Here is an 18,686-nt window from a genome sequence, read left to right as displayed (position 1 = left end):
CCACAGGTCACCACCACGCACGCACAACGGACCGCTCGGGCCGGGCGCCGAAGCGAATCGCTCAGTACTGCCCCTGCAAGTGCTCCCAAAAGCCGTCCCGCAGCGCCCGCCGCAAATCCGCCTGCCCGCGCAGCGAATACTGCAAGAGCCCCTCGGACTCCACGAGCAGCTCCTGATCGACCGGCCCGGGCAGATACGGATGGCCGGGAAGCAGCTCCGCCAACGACTCCCGCCCCCGCGCGGCCAGCCACTTCGCGGCGATCTGCGCCCCCACGAACCGCACGTCCTCCCGGCTCGGCCGGGCCACCGCCGACGTCTCGTAGGAGGCGGTGGCGCGCCGGACCACGTACGGCTTGAAGAAGTCGAGATCGAACGTGCGCTGGCTGTCGACCTCCCAGAGCAGCGGCTCCGCCTGGTTGCGGCCCTCCGGGGCCTCGATGCCCCAGAGGTGGACCCGGGCCCCGTATCCCTGCGCCGCCTCCACGGCCGAGACCAGGTCCTCGTCGCCGCCGATGAGCGCCGCGTCGCTGATGGCGCGGTGCCGGGCCAGTGACTCCAGGTCGGAACGGATCAGGGAGTCGACGCCCTTCTGCTGGTTGTTGGCGTTGAGGTTGCCGAGCCGGACCTTGACGTCGGGCAGCTCGGCGATGGACTGCTGCTCCGCCGTGTGGATGCGGCGCCGCGCCCCGTCGTACCAGTAGACGCGCAGCAGCCTGCTGTCCGCGAAGATCGTGCGCGCCCGGTCGATGAGCGCGTCGATGAGCCCCTCGGCGTCCAGCTCGAAGGCCCGGCGGTCCTCCGTGCCCGCCACGAGCCGGCCCGCCGCCGCGTAGAGGTACCCGGCGTCGACGAAGATCGCGTGGGTCGACGGCGTCTTCGCCACCTCGGCCAGCATGCGCTGGAGCAGCTCGTTCGAGCGGTCGATGCGCGCGGCGAGGGTGGAGAAGTCGTCGGGGTCGTCGGCTGCCGCGATGTCGTCATTCATATGCGCCTCATTGTCGCAGGACGTCACTGTGTGTACACAGCCGGTCCCGATACTCACAAGTAATTAGACGTTCGAAAGTTTTCTTTAGCGTAGGGAATGTTCGTAACAAACATCCCGTTGACTCCTATGGGAACGCGGGACACAGATGACCCGGTCACCCACCCCACCAGTAGTTCTCCTCCAGGAGGATGACCAGACGAAGGGAGAAGCCCTTGCGCTTCGAAATCATGCGACTCGACGACGTCGACGGCACGCCCGTGGACAGCACCGTCGTGGACGCCGCCTCCGTCAACCGGATCGTTCAGCAGGCCGCCGCCATCGGGCAGCGCCTCTGGATCCGGCCGGCCGACACCTCGGCCTCATAACAGCGGTTGTTCGACAGTCTTCACAGACAGTCTTCGAAACCCCCGTCCGGCGCGATGCCGGGCGGGGGTTTCGCGTTCAAGGGGGCCGCGTTCAATGGGTCCACGTTCAGCGGGTCCCGCGTTCAGCTGCTCCGGACGACCTGGGTGACGCCGTTGATGATCTGCTGCACGGCGATCGCGGAGAGCATCATGCCCGCGAGGCGCGTCACGAGCACGACTCCGCCGTCCTTGATGACCCGGATGATCAGCAGCGAGTACCGCATCACGACCCACAGCACGACGTGGATGGCGAGGATCGCCGTCCACACCGACGCCTGGGTCGCCGGGCTGTCGGCCTTCTGCACGGCGAGGATGACGGACACGATCGCGCCGGGGCCCGCGAGCAGCGGCATGCCCAGGGGTACGAGGGCGACGTTGACGTCCTTGGTCTGCTTGGGCTCGTCGGTCTTGCCCGTGAGCAGGTCGAGCGCGATGAGCAGGAGCAGCAGGCCGCCGGCGATCATCAGGGCGGGGACCGACACGTGCAGGTAGTTCAGGATCTGGTGCCCGAGCAGGCCGAAGACGGTGATGACGCCGCCGGCGACGCAGACGGCCTGGAGGGCCATGCGCTTCTGCACCTTGGCGGGGCGTCCGGATGTCAGCGCGAGGAAGATCGGGGTGATCCCGGGGGGATCCATGATGACGAAGAGCGTGAGGAAGAGGGAGCCGAAGATGGCGAGGTCGAACATGAGCAGTTGAGCCTTGCGTGGTGTTGAGGAGGGGGTGGGTGGGAGTGCGTGTGCGTGCCGGGTGCGGGTGCGTCGTGGCTGGTCGCGCAGTTCCCCGCGCCCCTTAAGGCGAAAGACTGCGCCGTTCCCCGCGCCCCTTGAGACGAAAGACTGCGCCGTTCCCCGCGCCCCTTAAGGGGGCGTTGAGGGCGTCGTCTGTCTGTGGGCGTGGCGGTCTGTCGGTGTTACGCGGTCGTTGGGCCGCCCGTGCCCGGGACGGGGAACGCGCCCGTCGCCCGGCGGGTGATCTCGGCGTAGATCTCGGGGTCCGTCGTGTACTCGCCGAGTTCGCACGCCTTGCGGTGGCCGTGGTAGTCGCTCGAACCGGTCGTCAGCAGCCCCAGTTCGCCCGCGAGTCCGCGCAGCCGGGCCCGGGTGGCCGCGTCGTGGTCCATGTGGTCGACCTCGATGCCGTCCAGCCCGGCCGCGGCCAGCTCGGCGATCGCGGACTCCGGTACGGTCCGGCCCCGCTTGGCGGCGGCGGGATGGGCGAAGACGGTCACGCCACCCGCGGCCTTGACCAGCCGGATCATATCGAAGGGGTCGGACTCGTGCTTCTGGATGTGCGCCCGGCCGCCGTCGGCGAGCCACTCGCTCGTGAACGCGTCCGAGACGGTCGGCACCACGCCCAGCTCGACCAGCGCGGTGGCGATGTGCGGCCGGCCCACGGACCCGCCGGACGCGATCCGCTCCACGTGCTCCCAGGTGATGGGCACGCCCAGTTCCCGCAGGCTACCGATCATCGCCTGGGCCCGGGGCACCCGGTCGTCGCGTACCAGCTCACGCTCACGCAGCAGGTCCGGCTCCTCGGGGTCGAAGAGGTACGCCAGCATGTGCAGGCCGACGCCGTCGAGGCGGCAGGAGAGTTCGGCGCCGGTCACGAGCGTCAGCCCGGCGGGCACGGCCGCGATGGCCTCGGCGTATCCGCGGGTGGTGTCGTGGTCGGTCAGCGCGACGACGTCGAGACCGGCCGCGGAGGCGTTCCGCACCAGCTCGGCCGGAGTGTCCGTACCGTCGGAGGCCTTGGAGTGGCAGTGCAGATCGATGCGCACGAGCGGACTCCAGACAAGGCCAGGACAGGGGGACCGTTCAAGGATAACGGGATCAGGAACAGCTCCTGTCACACCCACCACCCAGGGTCGCCCCCTACACAAGGCGGCACGGGCCCAGCCCCACCACTCAAGGGGCGCGGGGAACCGCGCGACCAGCCACACGACGACCCGCACCCGGCACTCCCACGCGACGCCCCCCGAGGAAGCCGCAGAGAAACCGCACAGACCGGCGGAGCCTAGGGCTCCAGGATCCGCGGCGACAGCGCCCCGCACGGCAGCAGATCCGCCTCCGCGCCGGCATCCCGCAAATCCGTCAGCACCAGCTCGTCGTACATCATCATCCCCGACTGCTCGGGCCACACGACCGCCCACAGCCACAGCCCGAGCGCCTCCCCGGCGAAGACGGCCCGGTCGCCGGGCACCCCCGGGACGTGCCAGAGCGGCGTCGGCCGTCCCGCGGCCAGCACCTTCACCTGAGGGGGCTTCTCCACGTCCATGTACGGGCCCGGGTCGAGCCCCTCGATGCCCGCGTACCGCGCGCCCAGACCCACGCCCAGCTCCTCGGCGACGAGCATCAGCTCACCGAATCCGCCGAGCGGCCCGGGCCCCGAGCAGGCGACTGCCGTCGCGCGACCGCCGCTGCGGTCGTCACCGGCGAACGCCGCACCCGTGAAGAGCCAGCCGACGGGCAGCGGCCACGGCATCCACACCGGTACGCGCGCACGGTGCACGACCACACCGAGGGCTTCCACGCTGGGCGGGATCACGGGCTGCAGCGGATGCACGATGCCGTGCACATCGCACTGCCAGGAGTCGGCAAAGAGGCCGGGAGCCCTGACCCGGCCACCACACTTCGGGCAACTGGGTTCGCCCCTCATGTGGCACAACGGTCCTCCCCGTCCTTCGTCGCGTCAAGGACGATCACCCGTCCGCCGCGCGCCTGTCACCTCCCCGCCACGACCCATCGCCACCACAAACTAGATGTAGCTTGCATTCATTAGCCGATCTAACTTATTATGTGTATACGCCAACCATCTTCGACCATCTCTCCGCGAGCAGCGTGAAGGAGCGGGCATGAACAGCAGCACGGGAGGCCCCACCGAAGGGGACACCTTCGACGCGGGGGCCACGAGCCTCCTGCGTCAGCCGAAGGCGGTCTGGGCGACCGCCGGGGCATCCGTCGTCGCCTTCATGGGCATCGGCCTCGTCGACCCGATCCTGCCGTCCATCGCCAAGGGCCTGGACGCCACCGCCGGCCAGGTCTCCCTGCTCTTCACCTCGTACTTCCTGATCACCGCCCTCGCGATGCTGGTCACGGGCTTCGTCTCCAGCCGTATCGGCGGCCGCAAGACCCTGCTGCTGGGCCTCGCGCTGGTCGTGGTCTTCGCCGGACTCTCCGGCACCTCCGGCTCGGTCGGCGAACTCGTCGGCTTCCGGGCCGGCTGGGGACTCGGCAACGCCCTGTTCGTCTCCACCGCCCTCGCCGTCATCGTCGGCGCGGCGGCCGGCGGCAGCGCGGCGGCGATCCTCCTGTACGAGTCGGCCCTGGGCCTCGGCATGGCCTGCGGGCCCCTGCTGGGCGCGCTGCTCGGTGACGCCAGCTGGCGCTACCCGTTCTTCGGCACCGCGTTCCTGATGGCGATCGGGTTCCTGTGCATCACGGCGTTCCTGAAGGAGCAGCCGAAGCCCGCGCGCAGGACGGGCCTGCTCGACCCGGTCAGGGCTCTCGGCCACGGCGGTCTCGCCTCGGTGGCGGGCTCGGCGTTCTTCTACAACTACACGTTCTTCACCGTGCTGGCCTTCACGCCGTTCGTACTGAACATGAGCCCGTACAAATCGGGCGCGGTCTTCTTCGCCTGGGGTGTGCTGCTCGCGGTGTTCTCGGTGCTCGTGGCACCCCGCATGCAGGCCCGGTTCGGCTCACTGAAGGTGCTCGGCGGCTCGCTGGTGCTGCTCGCGGCCGACGTGCTCGTCCTCGGCTACGGCAGCCACACCACGGCCGTCGTCTGCACGATCCTCTCCGGTGCCTTCATCGGCGTGAACAACACCGTCTACACGGAGCTCGCCCTCGGCGTGTCGGACGCGCCGCGCCCGGTGGCGAGCGCCGGCTACAACTTCGTCCGCTGGTTCGCCGCCGCGGCGGCGCCCTTCTTCGCGCCGAGGATCGAGGAATGGACCGACATCCACATCCCGTTCGTGGTCGCGGCGGTCACGGCGGCGCTGGGCGCGCTCGTGGTCCTCGTACGCCGGGAGTCCCTGACGCACGAGGCACAGGAGCTGGAGGAGCGGCACGCGGCGGAGGACGGGGTCACCGTCTTCGCGAACTGAGGCCCCGCCTCCCCGGCCGTCAGTTCCCCGGCCCTCACTTCCCTGGCCGGCACTTCCCCGACCGTCGCTTCTCGGACCGTCGCTTCTCGGACTTCACGGGGTGTGAGATACCCAACCGGCCGAGCCGGGTCGGCTGTTGAGGGTCAGTCCAGGGACACGGACCTGCGCGCGGGATCGCGCAGGTCCGTTCCGCCCGCCAGCCAGCGCTCCTGGAGCGCCCCGGCGCCGTGCACCCGCTTCCACGCGGCCTCGTTCGGCGTCATGGGCAGCAGCGGCAGAAAACGTACGGGATCCAGGGGTGCGTCGAGTTCCAGATCCTCGACCAGGCCGCCCGGCTCGGCGACCAGGACGGAGGTGAAGGGGGCGCCCGGCCACAGCGGATCGCCCACGTCGAGCGAGGCGCCCGGGGCCACGACCAGGCCCTCGACCTGCGGGGACGCGGCCAGTACGGCGAGGGGGCGGAGCACCTTGTCGGTGTCGGTGTCGGCGCCGCCGGCCCGTACCGACAGGACCAGCTCGGCGCGCGGGCCCGCGACCGGGTCGGCGACGGCCGCCGTGGGGTCCGCCATCGGCTGGGCGGACATGCCGAGCGTCGCGTAACGGACGATGCCGGTGGGGGCCGTACCGGAGGTCTCCAGGTCCGTGAAACGGAGCACCTCGATGCGGTCGGTGCCGAGGAACGTCACCGCGGCGCGCGCGTCCGGTTCGCCCAGGGCGGTACGCAAACGGGCTTCCACCAGAGCAAGAACATCAACCATGCGCCGAGCATAGAACTCGTCAGTAGCGGGCAAAGCGACGGCTTGACACTTCAGTCGGCTGATACTCTTGGCCGCTGGCCGGGGCAGCACGCAGAAGCGTCGCTCTCAAGTCCCGGCCCACGTCTCGACGCATGAGACTCCCCTACGGGGGATGGACCTCCCCTACGGGGGACCGGCCGGAGGAGGTGGGGCTCCATGGATCGAAGTCGACCAGGCAGTACCACCCGCTCTTCCGGCTGCTGAGTTCCTCTCAGCTTCCCGAGCTCACGCTCTGCCGACTGCCACCTCTCGCGTTCGCGTCATCTCCTGCGCTCGCGTCATGGCCGGTCCGGTACACAACGGAAGAGCACTTCGTTTTCCCTGATCTGTCTGAATTTTTCTGATCTGTATCAGTAGCGAAGCCGCCACCGTGACGGTGCGGTGCTCCCCGCTTTGTGGACGTGCCAAACATCCGCAGTCAGGACGTCCCCATTCCGGGCAGTTCCAACCGTCGTCGGCGGCCTTCGTTCGCGAAGGAGCCACCCATGTCGATGATCCACAACCTGCGTGCCGCGGTCCGCCCCTCGCTCCGCAAGGACGGCGGGGCGTACGACACCACCCGGTCGGCTGCGGAGAGTTCGGCCGTCGTGGACTGCGCGGTCTACCGCGACGGCGTCCGCCTCCCCTCCGACGACAGCCTCACGCCGCGTACGGCGATCCGTCAGGTGCGGCGCGACGGGGGGTTCGCGTGGATCGGCCTGCACGAGCCCACCGAGGACGAGTTCTCGGGCCTGGCCGCCGAGTTCGGGCTGCACCCGCTCGCCGTCGAGGACGCCGTCCACGCCCACCAGCGGCCCAAATTGGAGCGGTACGACGACACGCTGTTCGCCGTCTTCAAGACCATCCACTACGTCGAGCACGACGAACTCACCGCCACCAGCGAGGTCGTGGAGACCGGCGAGGTGATGTGCTTCACCGGGCGGGACTTCTTCATCACCGTGCGGCACGGCGGACAGGGCTCGCTGCGGGCGCTGCGGCACCGGTTGCAGGACGACCCGGAGCTGCTCGCCAAAGGCCCCTCCGCCGTACTGCACTCCATCGCCGACCATGTCGTCGACGGTTACATCGCGGTCGCGGACGCCATGCAGGACGACATCGACGACGTCGAGACCGAGGTGTTCTCGCCCGGCCGCAGGGGCGGGGTGTCGCGCGGTGTCGACTCGGCCCGGATCTACCAACTCAAGCGGGAGGTCCTGGAGTTCAAGCGCGCGGTGTCGCCGCTGCTGCGGCCCATGCAGCTGCTGAGCGAGCGGCCGATGCGGCTGGTCGACCCCGACATCCAGAAGTACTTCCGGGATGTCGCCGACCACTTGGCGCGGGTGCACGAGCAGGTCGTCGCCTTCGACGAGCTGCTCAACTCGATCCTCCAGGCCAACCTCGCGCAGGCGTCCGTCGCGCAGAACGAGGACATGCGCAAGATCACGTCCTGGGCGGCGATCATCGCCGTGCCGACGATGGTGTGCGGGGTGTACGGCATGAACTTCGAGCACATGCCGGAGCTGCACTGGCGGTTCGGGTACCCCACGATCATGGGCATCACGGTGGTGCTCTGCCTGGGGATCCACCGGACGCTGAAGCGCAACGGCTGGCTCTGAGAACGCTCCGAGGAGCCGTACGGGGCCACCGATAGGCTGGCCCGCATGACGGATCAGGCTCTTGCCGAACAGGCCCTCGTCGAGGAGGCCACCAAGAAGTCCGGGCTCATCTGGGTGCGCGGGAGCGGTGTCCCGTCGCTGGACCCCCAGGACCATGGCCACGACCAGGGCCAGGGTCAGGGTCAGGGGGCGCCGTCCCGGGCGCTGTGGCACGTGTGGCACGACGGGGCGGTGTACCTGGTCGGGGACGGGCCCGGTGAGCAGCCGCTGCCCGGGCTCGTGGACGGCCGCGAGGCGGTCGTGACGGTCCGCAGCAAGGACAAGGGCGGGCGGTTGGTGTCCTGGACGGCGTCCGTCGTGGAGCTGGCTCCCGGATCCGAGGAGTGGGGGGTCGCCGTCGGCGAGCTGAAGGGGAAGCGGTTGAACGCGCCCGACGGTGAGGCGATGACGGAGCGGTGGGCTCGCGAGTGCCGGGTCGTCCGGCTGGCGCCGACGGGTTCGACCGCGGCCTTGCCCGGCGGTTCGTTGGCCGCGGTGCCGGTGCCTACGTCGGCGACTACGCGGTTGCCTGTCCCGGCGGGGTTGCCGCGGCTGCTTTTCCGTCGACGCCGGCGTTGAGCGCTGCGCGCGCTTGGGTGGGTGGGTGGGCGGGTGGGTGGGTGGGCGGGTGGGGTCGAGTGTCGTCCGCGGGCCGGTGGGGGTTGCTCGCGCAGTTCCCCGCGCCCCCAAAAGCCGGGGCTGCGCCCCGTCACAACCACACACCCCCCACCCCTCAGGGGCGCGGGGAACGGCGCAATCTTTTCGCTTTAAGGGGCGCGGGGAACGGCGCAGTCTTTCGCCTCTAGGGGCGCGGGGAACTGCGCGGGTCAGGACGACGGGAGTTGTTGGCCGTAGTCGACCGTGTCCGCCTTGTCCGGGGCCTTCAGGACGAAGTCCCGGCCCCAGTCCGTCAGACGGATCGTCCCCGCGTCCCCCGCCCGGACCAGCAGCAGCGGATACGGCTTACCCTCCAGCGAGACGTCGATCCGACCGCCGGATCCCTTGTCACTGGTGAGGCGGATCGTGCGCACACCGTTCAGCTCGTGATGGCCGTCCGTCGCCAGCTCGCCCTGCAGGGACAGAATCCCGTCCAGCAGCACGTCCTTGTCGGTGAAGACACTGAGCTGCTGGTACGCGGGGTCCCCCTTGGGGACCTTCACGTACATGCCCTCAAGCTTCCCCGCCGCCGCGGTGTCCGACGTACTGTCGTCGCTCTTGCCGTCCTGGTGGTTCCAGAAGTCCGCGTCGGCCTTGATGAAGAGGTGTTCGTCCACCCGCAGCAGGCGGAACGTGACACCGTCCGAGGTGACCGACCCCGTACCGCCGTCCTTCTTCAGCTGCATGTCCAGCTTGTAGGTGCGCTTGTTGCTGACCACAGCCCCGGACAGCCGTACCGTCCCGGCGGCCCCCGCGGCCGACTGCGTCCGGCTCTGGATCTTGGCGGGGGGAAGTTTCCCGACCCCGTTCGTCCCCGCGTCCGGATCCTCACCGCCGCACCCCGTCACCCCTGCCCCCGCCACGAAGAGCGCGCACACGGCCCTCGCCAACGCGGCCTTACGGGTTCGTCCCCCGGGAATCGCAGTCACAGGTGGCGCTGCCTCTCGTGCGGTCGTCCTCAACGGCGTACCGCAGCGTACCGGGGCCCGCAACGCCCCTCGGAGTCAGTCCGTCCGCACCGCTCACCAGGGCGTATCCGACCGGGACGGGCTAGCCTGAAGCCCACCCGAGCGGACATGACACTCCATAACACCCGAACCGAAGCCCGTACGAAGAAGGAGGCGCCCGGATGGCGGCAGGCGCCCCCAGGATCTTCGTCTCGCACCTCTCCGGCATCGCCGTCTTCGACCCCAACGGCGACCAGGTGGGACGCGTGCGCGACCTCGTCGCCATGCTGCGCGTCGGACGGCGGCCCCCACGACTGCTCGGCCTCGTCGTCGAACTGTCCACCCGGCGTCGTATCTTCCTGCCCATGACCCGGGTGACGGGCATCGAGTCGGGCCAGGTCATCACCACCGGCGTGCTGAACGTCCGCCGGTTCGAGCAGCGCCCCACCGAGCGGCTCGTCCTCGGCGAACTGCTCGACCGGCGCGTCACCCTCGCGGAGAGCGGCGAACCGCCCGAGACGGTCACCGTCCTGGACATCGCCATCCAGCAGCTGCCGGCCCGCCGCGACTGGGAGATCGACCGGGTCTTCGTACGGAAGGGGCGGACCGGCGGCGCGTTCCGGCGGGCCAAGGGGGAGACCCTGACCGTCGAGTGGTCGGCCGTCACCGGGTTCTCGCTGGAGGAGCACGGACAGGGCGCCGAGAACCTGCTCGCCTCCTTCGAGCAGCTGCGCCCCGCCGACCTGGCGAACGTCCTGCACCATCTGTCCGCGAAGCGGCGCGCCGAGGTCGCCGCGGCCCTGGACGACGACCGGCTCGCCGACGTCCTGGAGGAGCTCCCCGAGGACGACCAGATCGAGATCCTCGGCAAGCTCAAGGAGGAGCGCGCCGCGGACGTCCTGGAGGCCATGGACCCCGACGACGCGGCCGACCTGCTCGGCGAGCTGCCGGAGGAGGACAAGGAGCGGCTGCTCGCGCTGATGCGTCCGGACGACGCGGCGGACGTACGGCGGCTGATGGCGTACGAGGAACGCACCGCGGGCGGTCTGATGACGACCGAGCCGATCGTGCTGCGGCCCGACGCGACCGTCGCGGACGCGCTCGCCCGGGTGCGCAACGCCGACCTCTCCCCCGCGCTGGCCGCCCAGGTGTACGTGTGCCGCCCCCCGGACGAGACCCCGACCGGCAAGTACCTCGGCACGGTCCACTTCCAGCGGCTCCTTCGCGACCCGCCGTACACGCTGGTGGGCTCGATCATCGACGACGACCTGCGGCCGCTGGACCCGGAGGCCGTGCTGCCCGTCGTGGCCGGCTTCTTCGCCACGTACGACATGGTCGCGGCCCCCGTCGTCGACGAGAGCGGTTCGCTGCTCGGCGCGGTCACCGTGGACGACGTACTCGACCACATGCTGCCCGAGGACTGGCGGGAGAGGGAGTTCCACTCGGACGAGGAAGCGATCGGGTCCGGCACCGAGCCGGCTGCCACCTCAGCGGCCGGCGGCGGACACACGGGCGCCGAGGAGGCCACTGATGGCTCCTGAGCGCGACGCCCGCGAGCGGGCGGCCACGGGGGCGGGCACCACCGCGCGGCCCCGGCTGCGGCTCGACCAGCCGCAGCCGCCGCGGCGCAGATTCCTGCCCGAGTACGACCCGGAGGCCTTCGGACGGCTCTCCGAGCGGATCGCGCGGTTCCTCGGCACCGGCCGGTTCATCGTCTGGATGACGTTCGTCATCATCCTGTGGGTGGTGTGGAACGTCTTCGCGCCGCGTGATCTGCGCTTCGACAACTACCCGTTCATCTTCCTCACCCTGATGCTCTCGCTCCAGGCCTCGTACGCCGCGCCCTTGATCCTTCTCGCGCAGAACCGGCAGGACGACCGCGACAAGGTCAACCTCGAACAGGACCGCAAGCAGAACGAACGGTCGATCGCGGACACCGAGTATCTGACCCGGGAGATCGCCGCGCTGCGCGTGGGCCTCGGCGAGGTCGCCACCCGGGACTGGATCCGCTCCGAGCTCGCGGACCTGGTCAAGGAGCTGGAGGAGCGGCGCCGCGACGGCACCGGGGACGGGCCTGGCGACCGGCCCGGCGACCGGCCCGGCAACCGGCGTGGCGTATTCCCGGCGGAACACCCCCGGGCACGTGACGTAGACGACCGGTGACGGGGCTTTCCGGCCCCCGGGCCGGGCGCCGTACCATCGACCCCATGGCTACGGAAGACGCGGTGCGTGAAGCACTGGCGACGGTGAACGACCCCGAGATCCATCGACCCATCACCGAGTTGGGGATGGTCAAATCCGTGGAGATCGGCGCGGACGGTTCGGTCGCGGTCGCGGTGTACCTGACTGTCTCCGGGTGCCCGATGCGCGAGACCATCACGAACAACGTGACCGAGGCCGTCGCACGCCTTGAGGGCGTCACGCGCGTCGACGTCACGCTGGACGTGATGAGCGACGAGCAGCGCAAGGACCTGGCGTCCGCGCTGCGCGGCGGGCAGGCCGAGCGCGAGGTGCCCTTCGCCAAGCCGGGCTCCCTCACGCGCGTCTACGCGGTCGCCTCCGGCAAGGGCGGCGTCGGAAAGTCGTCCGTGACGGTCAACCTCGCGGCGGCGATGGCCGCGGACGGGCTGAAGGTCGGTGTCGTGGACGCCGACATCTACGGCCACTCCGTGCCGCGCATGCTCGGCGCCGAGGGCCGTCCGACCCAGGTCGAGAACATGATCATGCCGCCGTCGGCGAACGGTGTGAAGGTCATCTCGATCGGCATGTTCACCCCCGGCAACGCGCCGGTCGTGTGGCGCGGCCCGATGCTCCACCGCGCGCTGCAGCAGTTCCTCGCGGACGTGTACTGGGGCGACCTGGACGTCCTGCTCCTGGACCTGCCACCGGGTACGGGCGACATCGCGATCTCGGTCGCGCAGCTCGTCCCGAACGCGGAGATCCTGGTCGTGACGACTCCTCAGCAGGCCGCGGCCGAGGTCGCCGAGCGGGCCGGGTCGATCGCCGTGCAGACCCACCAGAAGATCGTCGGTGTGGTCGAGAACATGGCGGGCATGCCGTGCCCCCACTGCGACGAGATGGTCGACATCTTCGGTACGGGTGGTGGGCAGTCGGTGGCCGACGGGCTGACCCGCACGACGGGTGCCACCGTGCCGGTGCTCGGCTCCATTCCCATCGACGTCCGCCTGCGCGAGGGCGGCGACGACGGCAGGCCGGTCGTCCTGACGGACCCCGACTCGCCGGCCGGCTCGGCGCTGCGCGCGATCGCGGGCAAGCTGGGGGGGCGCCAGCGGGGCCTGTCGGGCATGTCGCTGGGCATCACCCCGAGGAACAAGTTCTAGAACGCCGCGAACGGCCCGCCGGGGGTCTCCCGCCGGGGGTCTGTGCCCGGGCGACCGCGGGCGCACGGTGGCGGGCCGCGCAGTTCCCCGCGGGCCTTCGGGCGCGAGCCGCTTGGGCCGGGCTGTCGGGTGCGGGCCGGTGGGGGTCGGCCGCGCAGTTCCCCGCGCCCCCAAGGCGAAAGACAGGGGCGCAGCCCCGTCTTTCAGGGGCGCGGGGAACTGCGCGAGCAACCCCCACCGGCCCGCACCCGAAATACGACGCGGCCCGCCGCCTAGGCGTACGTGCCGATGTCCTTGATCATGGCGAAAGCCACCCCGTACGCACTCATCCCCCGCCCGTACGCCCCCACATGAACCCCTTCCTGCGTCGAGCCCGCGAGGACCCAGCCGAACTCGGATTCTCTGTAGTGGAACGGCGTCGGCACCCCGTCCACGGGAAGGGACAGCGTCGACCAGTCGGACCCGTCCAGATCGTCCGCGAGGACCCACGCCGTCTCGGTCTGCTGGTCCAGCCAGTCGTCGCGCAGGGTGTGGTCCATCTGGCCGGGCCAGGTGAAGGACAGCAGCCCCACTCCGGCGAGCCAGGCCGCGGAGGACACCGAGGTGGCCTCCAGCAGCCCCGTGCCGTCGGCGCTGCGCCGCACGGGGTTGCCCGCGACGGTCACCACGACCGCGAATCGCTCCTTGTCCTCGGTGGACTCACTGCGCACCGACGGCTCGTCACCGTGTCCGATCGAGCCGTGTTCAATGGCTCCGTCGGCCGCGGCGCCGACCTGCATCAGCCAGCGCGGCCCCGTGAAGGCCTCGTCGAGGCCGTACCACGGGAAGGGCGCCAGCAGGTAGCCGTCGACCGTGCGCCGGGCGGAGGGGAGCTGTTGTCCACCCTCCGCAGCCGGCGCCTGCGCGCCTACCCGACTTGTCGTCTCCATCTGCCCGGACGCCTCCTCGCTCTCGGCGGACCGGGTGGCCCGCCCCCCTTCGGGCGTCCGTCCGGTCCGCACAACAACTAGGCAGGATAGCCACAGCTCCGCCGAAGGCCGGAAAACCGGTCGGCACATGGCTCACATACGTACCCGATCCGACGCATCTCGAACGGACGGAATCCAAGCGGGGCACGGGGAGACGGACGGCGTTCGACTGAAAGTGAAGCGCGTTCCGGACGACGGGCGCGCCGCCCGGGGTCGGGCCGCGTCAGGCCGCCTCGGGGTCGCGCCAGGGTCCCGCCAGGGTCGTGTCAGGGGTGTGTCAGGTCGCGTCCGCGTCGAACGGCGGGCGCTCTTCCGGCGCCGACTCCCCGCGCTTCTTCGTCATGTCCACGGTGCCACCGGCCGAGCCCGCCGACGAGGACGAGGAGGACGAGGAGGTCGAGGACGACGTCTCGGACTCGCGGCCGTGCACGGCGTCCGTGACCTCGGCCATCTCCTTCTTCAGGTCGAAGCCGTTACGGATCTCCTTGAGCCCCAGCTCGTCGTTGTCCAGCTGCTTGCGGATGAACGTCTTGGGGTTGAGGTCCTCGAACTCGAAGTCCTTGAACTCCGGACCCAGCTCCTCGCGGATGTCCGCCTTGGCGCTCTCCGAGAACTCACGGATCTTGCGAATGGTCCGCGTGACGTCCTGGATCATCTTCGGGAGCTTCTCCGGACCGAAGACGAGCACGGCAAGGACAACGATCGTGACCAGCTCAAGCGGTCCTATGTCATTGAACACCTTGCAGCTCCTTGCGATGTCCTCGGCGCTCGGCAGTTCGTCCGTGGTCCGGGCCGGGTCCACGGTACCCGGCGTTCCTGTCCGACCGGTACTGTCCCGGGGCCCCGGACCGCGTGTACACGGCGGGTTTTCCCGGTTGTTTGCCTTGTGGCACAAGGGGCCGGGCCGTTCCCTGTGCACTTCCTGTCGGATTCGTGACCAACCGTCCGCCCCCGCTTCCGGCCCGGTTCATCCCCTTGTACGCATCGGTCGTCCGCCGTGTCAGTTCCCGTCGGCCGAGCCGAGGACGAGGGTGACCTTCCGCTCCTTGCCGTCACGCTCCAGCGTCAGCCGCAGCCGGTCGCCGGGCCGGTGGGACCGCGTCTTGACGATGAGCTCCTCGCCGGAGTGCACCCGCTGCCCGTCGACCTCGGTGATGACGTCACCGGCCTCGACGCCTGCCTGGGCGCCGGGGCCGCCCCGGGTGACCGCCGCGCCGCCGTCGTTGCCCTTGGTGCCGACGCGGGCGCCGTCGCCGGAGTACTCCATGTCGAGCGTCACGCCGATCACCGGATGGGTCGCCCGGCCCGTGTTGATGAGCTCCTCGGCGACGCGCCTGCCCTGGTTGATCGGTATGGCGAAGCCCAGGCCGATCGAACCGGACTGGCCGCCCTCCAGGTCGGAGCCGCTGTCGGCGGAGCGGATGGCGCTGTTGATGCCGATGACACGGGCCTTGGAGTCGACCAGGGGACCGCCGGAGTTGCCGGGGTTTATCGGGGCGTCCGTCTGCAGCGCGTCCACGTACGAGATGTCGCTGCCGTCGCCCTCCTCGCCGCCCGCCGTGATGGGGCGCTCCTTGGCGCTGATGATGCCCGCGGTGACGGTGTTCTCCAGGTCGAAGGGTGCTCCGATGGCCACCACCGGGTCACCGACCTGGACGTTGTCCGAGTTGCCGAGCGAAAGGGGCTTGAGCCCGCTGACATGGGCGACCTTGACCACGGCGAGGTCGTAGCCGCTGTCGTGGCCCACGACCTCGGCCTTGGCGGTCTCGCCGCCGCTGAACGTCACGGTGATCTCGCCGCTGCCGTCCGCCGGTTCCACGACGTGGTTGTTGGTGAGGATGTGGCCGCGCCGGTCGAGGACGAACCCCGTACCGGTGCCCTGCGCCTCCGAACCGCTCACGTGCAGTGTCACCACGCCGGGCAGAGCGCTGGCCGCGATACCGGCCACGCTGTCCGGTGCCCGTCCCTCGGCCTCCACTCCAGCCTGTGGCAGCTCGATGTCGTCGATCCCCCCGGTCCGCTCCAGATAGGCGCCCACGGCCCCGCCCACGCCTCCGGAGACCAGGGCGAGCAGTGCGGCGCCGAGGACCAGCGCACGCCCGGTCCGCCCGCGGCGCCCGCCCGGCGCCTCGACGACCACCCCGTGGTGCTGGAGGGGCGCGGCGGCCCAGGGGTCGTAGTTCTGCCAGGGGGTGCCGGGAGCGGGGGCGCCGTTCTCGGTGGCGTCGTGGGACGCCCCAGCCGCCTGAAGGCCGACCGGCCACTCCGGCCCGAGGGCGCCCGCGCCCTGCGTCTGCGGTGCGGATACCTGAGAGACGGATGCTTGGGGGGCGGAGGTCTGAGAGGCGGATGTCTGAGGGGTAGGGGTGAATGTCTGCGGGGCAGGAGCCCCGGAAACTGCCTCACCCGGAGCGTCCTGAGGCGGAGCGACCGCCTCCACCGTCGTGCCGTGCGCGGGGGTCGTCCCCGGGTGCTGCACCGGCGGCGCGGGCGCCCAGGGGCCCGGCCCGCCGTACGGCGGTGTGCTGTAGGGGTCCGGATCGTGCAGGGGCCTGGGCCGCTCACCTGGGGCGCCCGCGGCCGGCGCGGCGATGGGGCCCGCCCCGCCGGCGCCGGCGTCTCCGACAGCGGTCGCAGCGGTCGCAGCGGTCGCAGCGGGTGTACCCGGATCCCGACCCGGACCCGCGGGCTTCTCCAGCTCGAAGTCGCCGTCCATGTCTCCCCCGTGCAACCCGCTCGCGCCGCTCCCCGTGGAAACCGGGTCCGCCGGAGCGGGATCCGGCCCATGGGTCCGTGGCCGGCTCCACCACTTCGGCTTCGTGGGCTTCCCCTCGTCCATGCTCTCCCCACACCTGACCCGCGGCACGGCATGTCGGCGCTCGCCGCGTTGTCTCGACCTCCGCGCCCGGATTCCAGCGGCGGGCGCGGCCCATCCCTGGATTCAACCAGGTTCGCGGGCCGCCGCGCAGAGGGCCGGTTCAGCCCGAGGAGGAAGGCGCGGGTGAGGCGGACGGGTCGAACGACGGCACGGCCGACAGCACGGACGCCTCGAACTCCGGACCCGACGACCAGGCGGTCAGCGTGACCCGTGGGGCCGGCGCGAACGGACGTATCAGCGGGGACATCGCGGCGGCCCCGGCCACCACGGGGGTGGTCAGCGCGTGCATCGAACCCGAGCCCTTGTTCTGCTCGCCGGTCGCGGGCAGTCCGGGCGCCGGCACACCGGGCAGCAGCGGCGCGGACATCTCGGTCCGCGCGCCCCCTTCGTTGCCGAACGAACGCTGCCCCTGGGCGAGCAGCGGTGCGAGGGACCGGCGGCGCTGCGAGTCGGAACCGGTGGCACCGGTCGTGCTCGATGTGCGCATCGGGGTCACGTTGCTTCCGCTGCCCGAACCGCCGCGTGCGTCCGCGGTGTCGGACGGGACGCCGGTCGAGACCCCGCCGAGGGCGATCGCGGCGAGCGAGACGGCACCGGCCGCGGCGGCGGCGAAGCGCAGTCCCCGGGAGGCGGAGCGCTCGGCCTCGCGCTTGCTGATGTCATGGATGCGGAATCCGCGCTCTTCCGAGGGCAGTGCGGTCGCATGGGGGCCGGAGGGCAGGTAACCGAAGGAGTCCGGCGTCATGTCGAAGACTCCGGACGCTCCGAACGCTCCCCGGCCCAGTCGCGGGCTGTCGCCGTCCGGGTCACCTCCTCCGGGGAGCCCCTGCAGTCTGGCCAGGAAACTCTCGGACGGGGGCGGCGGGGCGACCTCCGCGAACACGTTCTTCAGTCGTCGCTGCTCGTCGGCCTCCGACTTGCACTTCGCACAGGTGGCGAGGTGGGCCAGGACGCGTTCGCGCGCCTCATGGCCGAGCTCACCGTCCACCAGGGCGGAAAGTCGGTCGCCGAGGTGCTGCTCGGCCAGGGGTCCGTCGGCAGGATTCAGCCGTGATCCACTCACGCGCTCGCGCCCCCTCCTCCCAGAGCGGGCGCACCGGTGACCGCGAAACCGCGGCGCTCGGCACGGGCCTCGGGGGAACGGTGGGCGAGCGCCTTGCGGAGCTGGGAGCGGCCGCGGTGGATCCGGCTGCGGACCGTACCGAGCTTGACGCCCAGGGTCGCGGCGATCTCCTCGTACGAAAGCCCCTCGATGTCACAGAGGACGACCGCGGCGCGGAACTCCGGGGCCAGGGTGTCGAGAGCCTGCTGGACGTCCGCGTCGAAGTGCGTGTCGTTGAAGACCTGCTGCGGGGAGGGCTCGCGGCTGGGCAGGCGCTCGGCCGCGTCGTCGCCGAGGGCGTCGAAACGGATGCGCTGCTTGCGGCGGACCATGTCCAGGAAGAGGTTGGTGGTGATGCGGTGGAGCCAGCCCTCGAAGGTGCCGGGCGTGTAGGTCGACAAGGAGCGGAAGACCCGGACGAAGACTTCCTGCGTCAGGTCCTCGGCGTCGTGCTGGTTGCCCGTCAGGCGGTAGGCGAGCCGGTACACCCGGCCGCTGTGTGTGCTGACGATCTCCTCCCACGTGGGGGGAGTCCACGCCTGCGAGTCCGCGTCGGACGTGAAGGTCGCGGTCTGAGCGGAGTCAGCGATGCGGGATCGGTCAGCAGTGTTGTTCACGGATTTCGGCTCCCCCGACGATCTGAGCAGGCGCCGGAGCACCCCTCCTCGATCCACAGGTTCAGCCGCACCTCCCCTGTCGGCTCTGGTGGTGTCCAGTGGAGCCCCTACCATAGCCACCTCGCCCGTTAGCTCCGGATAAGCGGTTTTACGAGAAATTGATACGCGCTCATATGGCTGCGTCAGCACTTGCCGGCCGTCCCGCTCCATCCGCCACCCCCGTGCAGTTCCCGACCCGTGTTCCCCAC

At 70.6% G+C, this 18,686-nt stretch carries 18 protein-coding genes; 7 read left to right on the top strand and 11 right to left on the bottom strand.

Annotated features, from left to right (window positions below):
- Positions 1-61: 61 nt before the first annotated feature.
- Positions 62-985: an NYN domain-containing protein gene (locus ACH4DZ_RS11365; RefSeq protein ID WP_398286784.1), complete on the bottom strand. Its 924-nt coding sequence runs from the start codon at positions 983-985 to the stop codon at positions 62-64.
- A 212-nt stretch (positions 986-1,197) separates the two neighbouring features.
- Here ACH4DZ_RS11365 and ACH4DZ_RS11360 point away from each other — a divergent pair, with 212 nt between their 5' ends.
- The gene (locus ACH4DZ_RS11360; RefSeq protein ID WP_007384531.1) at positions 1,198-1,350 is read left to right on the top strand and encodes a hypothetical protein; all 153 of its coding nucleotides are present in this window, start codon (positions 1,198-1,200) and stop codon (positions 1,348-1,350) included.
- A 122-nt stretch (positions 1,351-1,472) separates the two neighbouring features.
- On the opposite strand, the gene ACH4DZ_RS11355 is transcribed toward ACH4DZ_RS11360, so the two are convergent.
- The 3 genes from ACH4DZ_RS11355 to ACH4DZ_RS11345 all read right to left on the bottom strand — a co-directional run bounded on the left by ACH4DZ_RS11355 (position 1,473) and on the right by ACH4DZ_RS11345 (position 4,047).
- Positions 1,473-2,078, bottom strand: a complete 606-nt coding sequence (locus ACH4DZ_RS11355) for a MarC family protein (RefSeq protein ID WP_398286783.1) — start codon at positions 2,076-2,078, stop codon at positions 1,473-1,475.
- A gap of 224 nt (positions 2,079-2,302) precedes the next feature.
- The gene (locus tag ACH4DZ_RS11350) at positions 2,303-3,169 is read right to left on the bottom strand and encodes a PHP domain-containing protein (RefSeq protein WP_398286782.1); all 867 of its coding nucleotides are present in this window, start codon (positions 3,167-3,169) and stop codon (positions 2,303-2,305) included.
- 236 nt (positions 3,170-3,405) lie between these two features.
- On the bottom strand, positions 3,406-4,047 hold the full coding sequence (locus tag ACH4DZ_RS11345) for a DUF6758 family protein (RefSeq protein ID WP_398286780.1): 642 nt from the start codon (positions 4,045-4,047) through the stop codon (positions 3,406-3,408).
- Between the two features lie 196 nt (positions 4,048-4,243).
- Here ACH4DZ_RS11345 and ACH4DZ_RS11340 point away from each other — a divergent pair, with 196 nt between their 5' ends.
- Complete coding sequence (locus ACH4DZ_RS11340) at positions 4,244-5,497, top strand: MFS transporter (protein ID WP_398286778.1); 1,254 nt, start codon at positions 4,244-4,246, stop codon at positions 5,495-5,497.
- Between the two features lie 143 nt (positions 5,498-5,640).
- Here ACH4DZ_RS11340 and ACH4DZ_RS11335 read toward each other — a convergent pair whose 3' ends face one another.
- Positions 5,641-6,255 (bottom strand): suppressor of fused domain protein, encoded by a 615-nt coding sequence (locus ACH4DZ_RS11335; protein WP_398286777.1) that lies wholly within the window; start codon positions 6,253-6,255, stop codon positions 5,641-5,643.
- A gap of 524 nt (positions 6,256-6,779) precedes the next feature.
- On the opposite strand from ACH4DZ_RS11335, the gene ACH4DZ_RS11330 reads away from it, so the two are divergent.
- Both ACH4DZ_RS11330 and ACH4DZ_RS11325 read left to right on the top strand, forming a co-directional pair.
- Complete coding sequence (locus ACH4DZ_RS11330) at positions 6,780-7,889, top strand: magnesium and cobalt transport protein CorA (protein ID WP_398286776.1); 1,110 nt, start codon at positions 6,780-6,782, stop codon at positions 7,887-7,889.
- Positions 7,890-7,934: 45 nt separating this feature from the next.
- Entirely contained in the window at positions 7,935-8,507 is a 573-nt protein-coding gene (locus ACH4DZ_RS11325) for a hypothetical protein (protein WP_398286775.1), read from the top strand.
- 248 nt (positions 8,508-8,755) lie between these two features.
- On the opposite strand, the gene ACH4DZ_RS11320 is transcribed toward ACH4DZ_RS11325, so the two are convergent.
- Complete coding sequence (locus ACH4DZ_RS11320) at positions 8,756-9,514, bottom strand: hypothetical protein (protein WP_398286773.1); 759 nt, start codon at positions 9,512-9,514, stop codon at positions 8,756-8,758.
- A 200-nt stretch (positions 9,515-9,714) separates the two neighbouring features.
- On the opposite strand from ACH4DZ_RS11320, the gene ACH4DZ_RS11315 reads away from it, so the two are divergent.
- The 3 genes from ACH4DZ_RS11315 to ACH4DZ_RS11305 are packed head-to-tail and all read left to right on the top strand — an operon-like array spanning position 9,715 to position 12,873.
- Positions 9,715-11,073, top strand: a complete 1,359-nt coding sequence (locus ACH4DZ_RS11315; protein ID WP_398286772.1) for a magnesium transporter MgtE N-terminal domain-containing protein — start codon at positions 9,715-9,717, stop codon at positions 11,071-11,073.
- Positions 11,063-11,695 carry a DUF1003 domain-containing protein gene (locus tag ACH4DZ_RS11310; protein ID WP_398286771.1) on the top strand — a complete coding sequence of 211 codons (633 nt, stop codon included), beginning with the start codon at positions 11,063-11,065 and terminating at the stop codon, positions 11,693-11,695. Before ACH4DZ_RS11315 ends, ACH4DZ_RS11310 begins: the two co-directional genes overlap by 11 nt.
- Positions 11,696-11,739: 44 nt before the next feature.
- Complete coding sequence (locus tag ACH4DZ_RS11305; RefSeq protein WP_398286770.1) at positions 11,740-12,873, top strand: Mrp/NBP35 family ATP-binding protein; 1,134 nt, start codon at positions 11,740-11,742, stop codon at positions 12,871-12,873.
- Positions 12,874-13,145: 272 nt separating this feature from the next.
- Here the strand turns inward: ACH4DZ_RS11305 and ACH4DZ_RS11300 are convergent, their stop codons facing one another.
- From ACH4DZ_RS11300 to sigE, 5 genes are all read right to left on the bottom strand, one after another.
- Entirely contained in the window at positions 13,146-13,802 is a 657-nt protein-coding gene (locus tag ACH4DZ_RS11300; RefSeq protein ID WP_398286769.1) for a hypothetical protein, read from the bottom strand.
- Between the two features lie 316 nt (positions 13,803-14,118).
- Positions 14,119-14,580 carry a sec-independent translocase gene (locus tag ACH4DZ_RS11295; protein ID WP_398287076.1) on the bottom strand — a complete coding sequence of 154 codons (462 nt, stop codon included), beginning with the start codon at positions 14,578-14,580 and terminating at the stop codon, positions 14,119-14,121.
- 261 nt (positions 14,581-14,841) lie between these two features.
- Positions 14,842-16,680, bottom strand: coding sequence for a trypsin-like peptidase domain-containing protein (locus ACH4DZ_RS11290; protein WP_398286767.1), 1,839 nt, complete (start codon positions 16,678-16,680; stop codon positions 14,842-14,844).
- A 139-nt stretch (positions 16,681-16,819) separates the two neighbouring features.
- Positions 16,820-17,782 (bottom strand): anti-sigma factor family protein, encoded by a 963-nt coding sequence (locus ACH4DZ_RS11285; RefSeq protein WP_398286765.1) that lies wholly within the window; start codon positions 17,780-17,782, stop codon positions 16,820-16,822.
- Positions 17,779-18,480 (bottom strand): RNA polymerase sigma factor SigE, encoded by a 702-nt coding sequence (gene sigE, locus ACH4DZ_RS11280; RefSeq protein ID WP_398287075.1) that lies wholly within the window; start codon positions 18,478-18,480, stop codon positions 17,779-17,781. Before sigE ends, ACH4DZ_RS11285 begins: the two co-directional genes overlap by 4 nt.
- Positions 18,481-18,686: the final 206 nt, after the last annotated feature.

It is taken from the genome of Streptomyces sp. NPDC017991 (assembly GCF_044328075.1).
Classification (GTDB): Bacteria; Actinomycetota; Actinomycetes; order Streptomycetales; family Streptomycetaceae; genus Streptomyces.
This window is presented reverse-complemented; position numbering and strand designations above follow the sequence as displayed.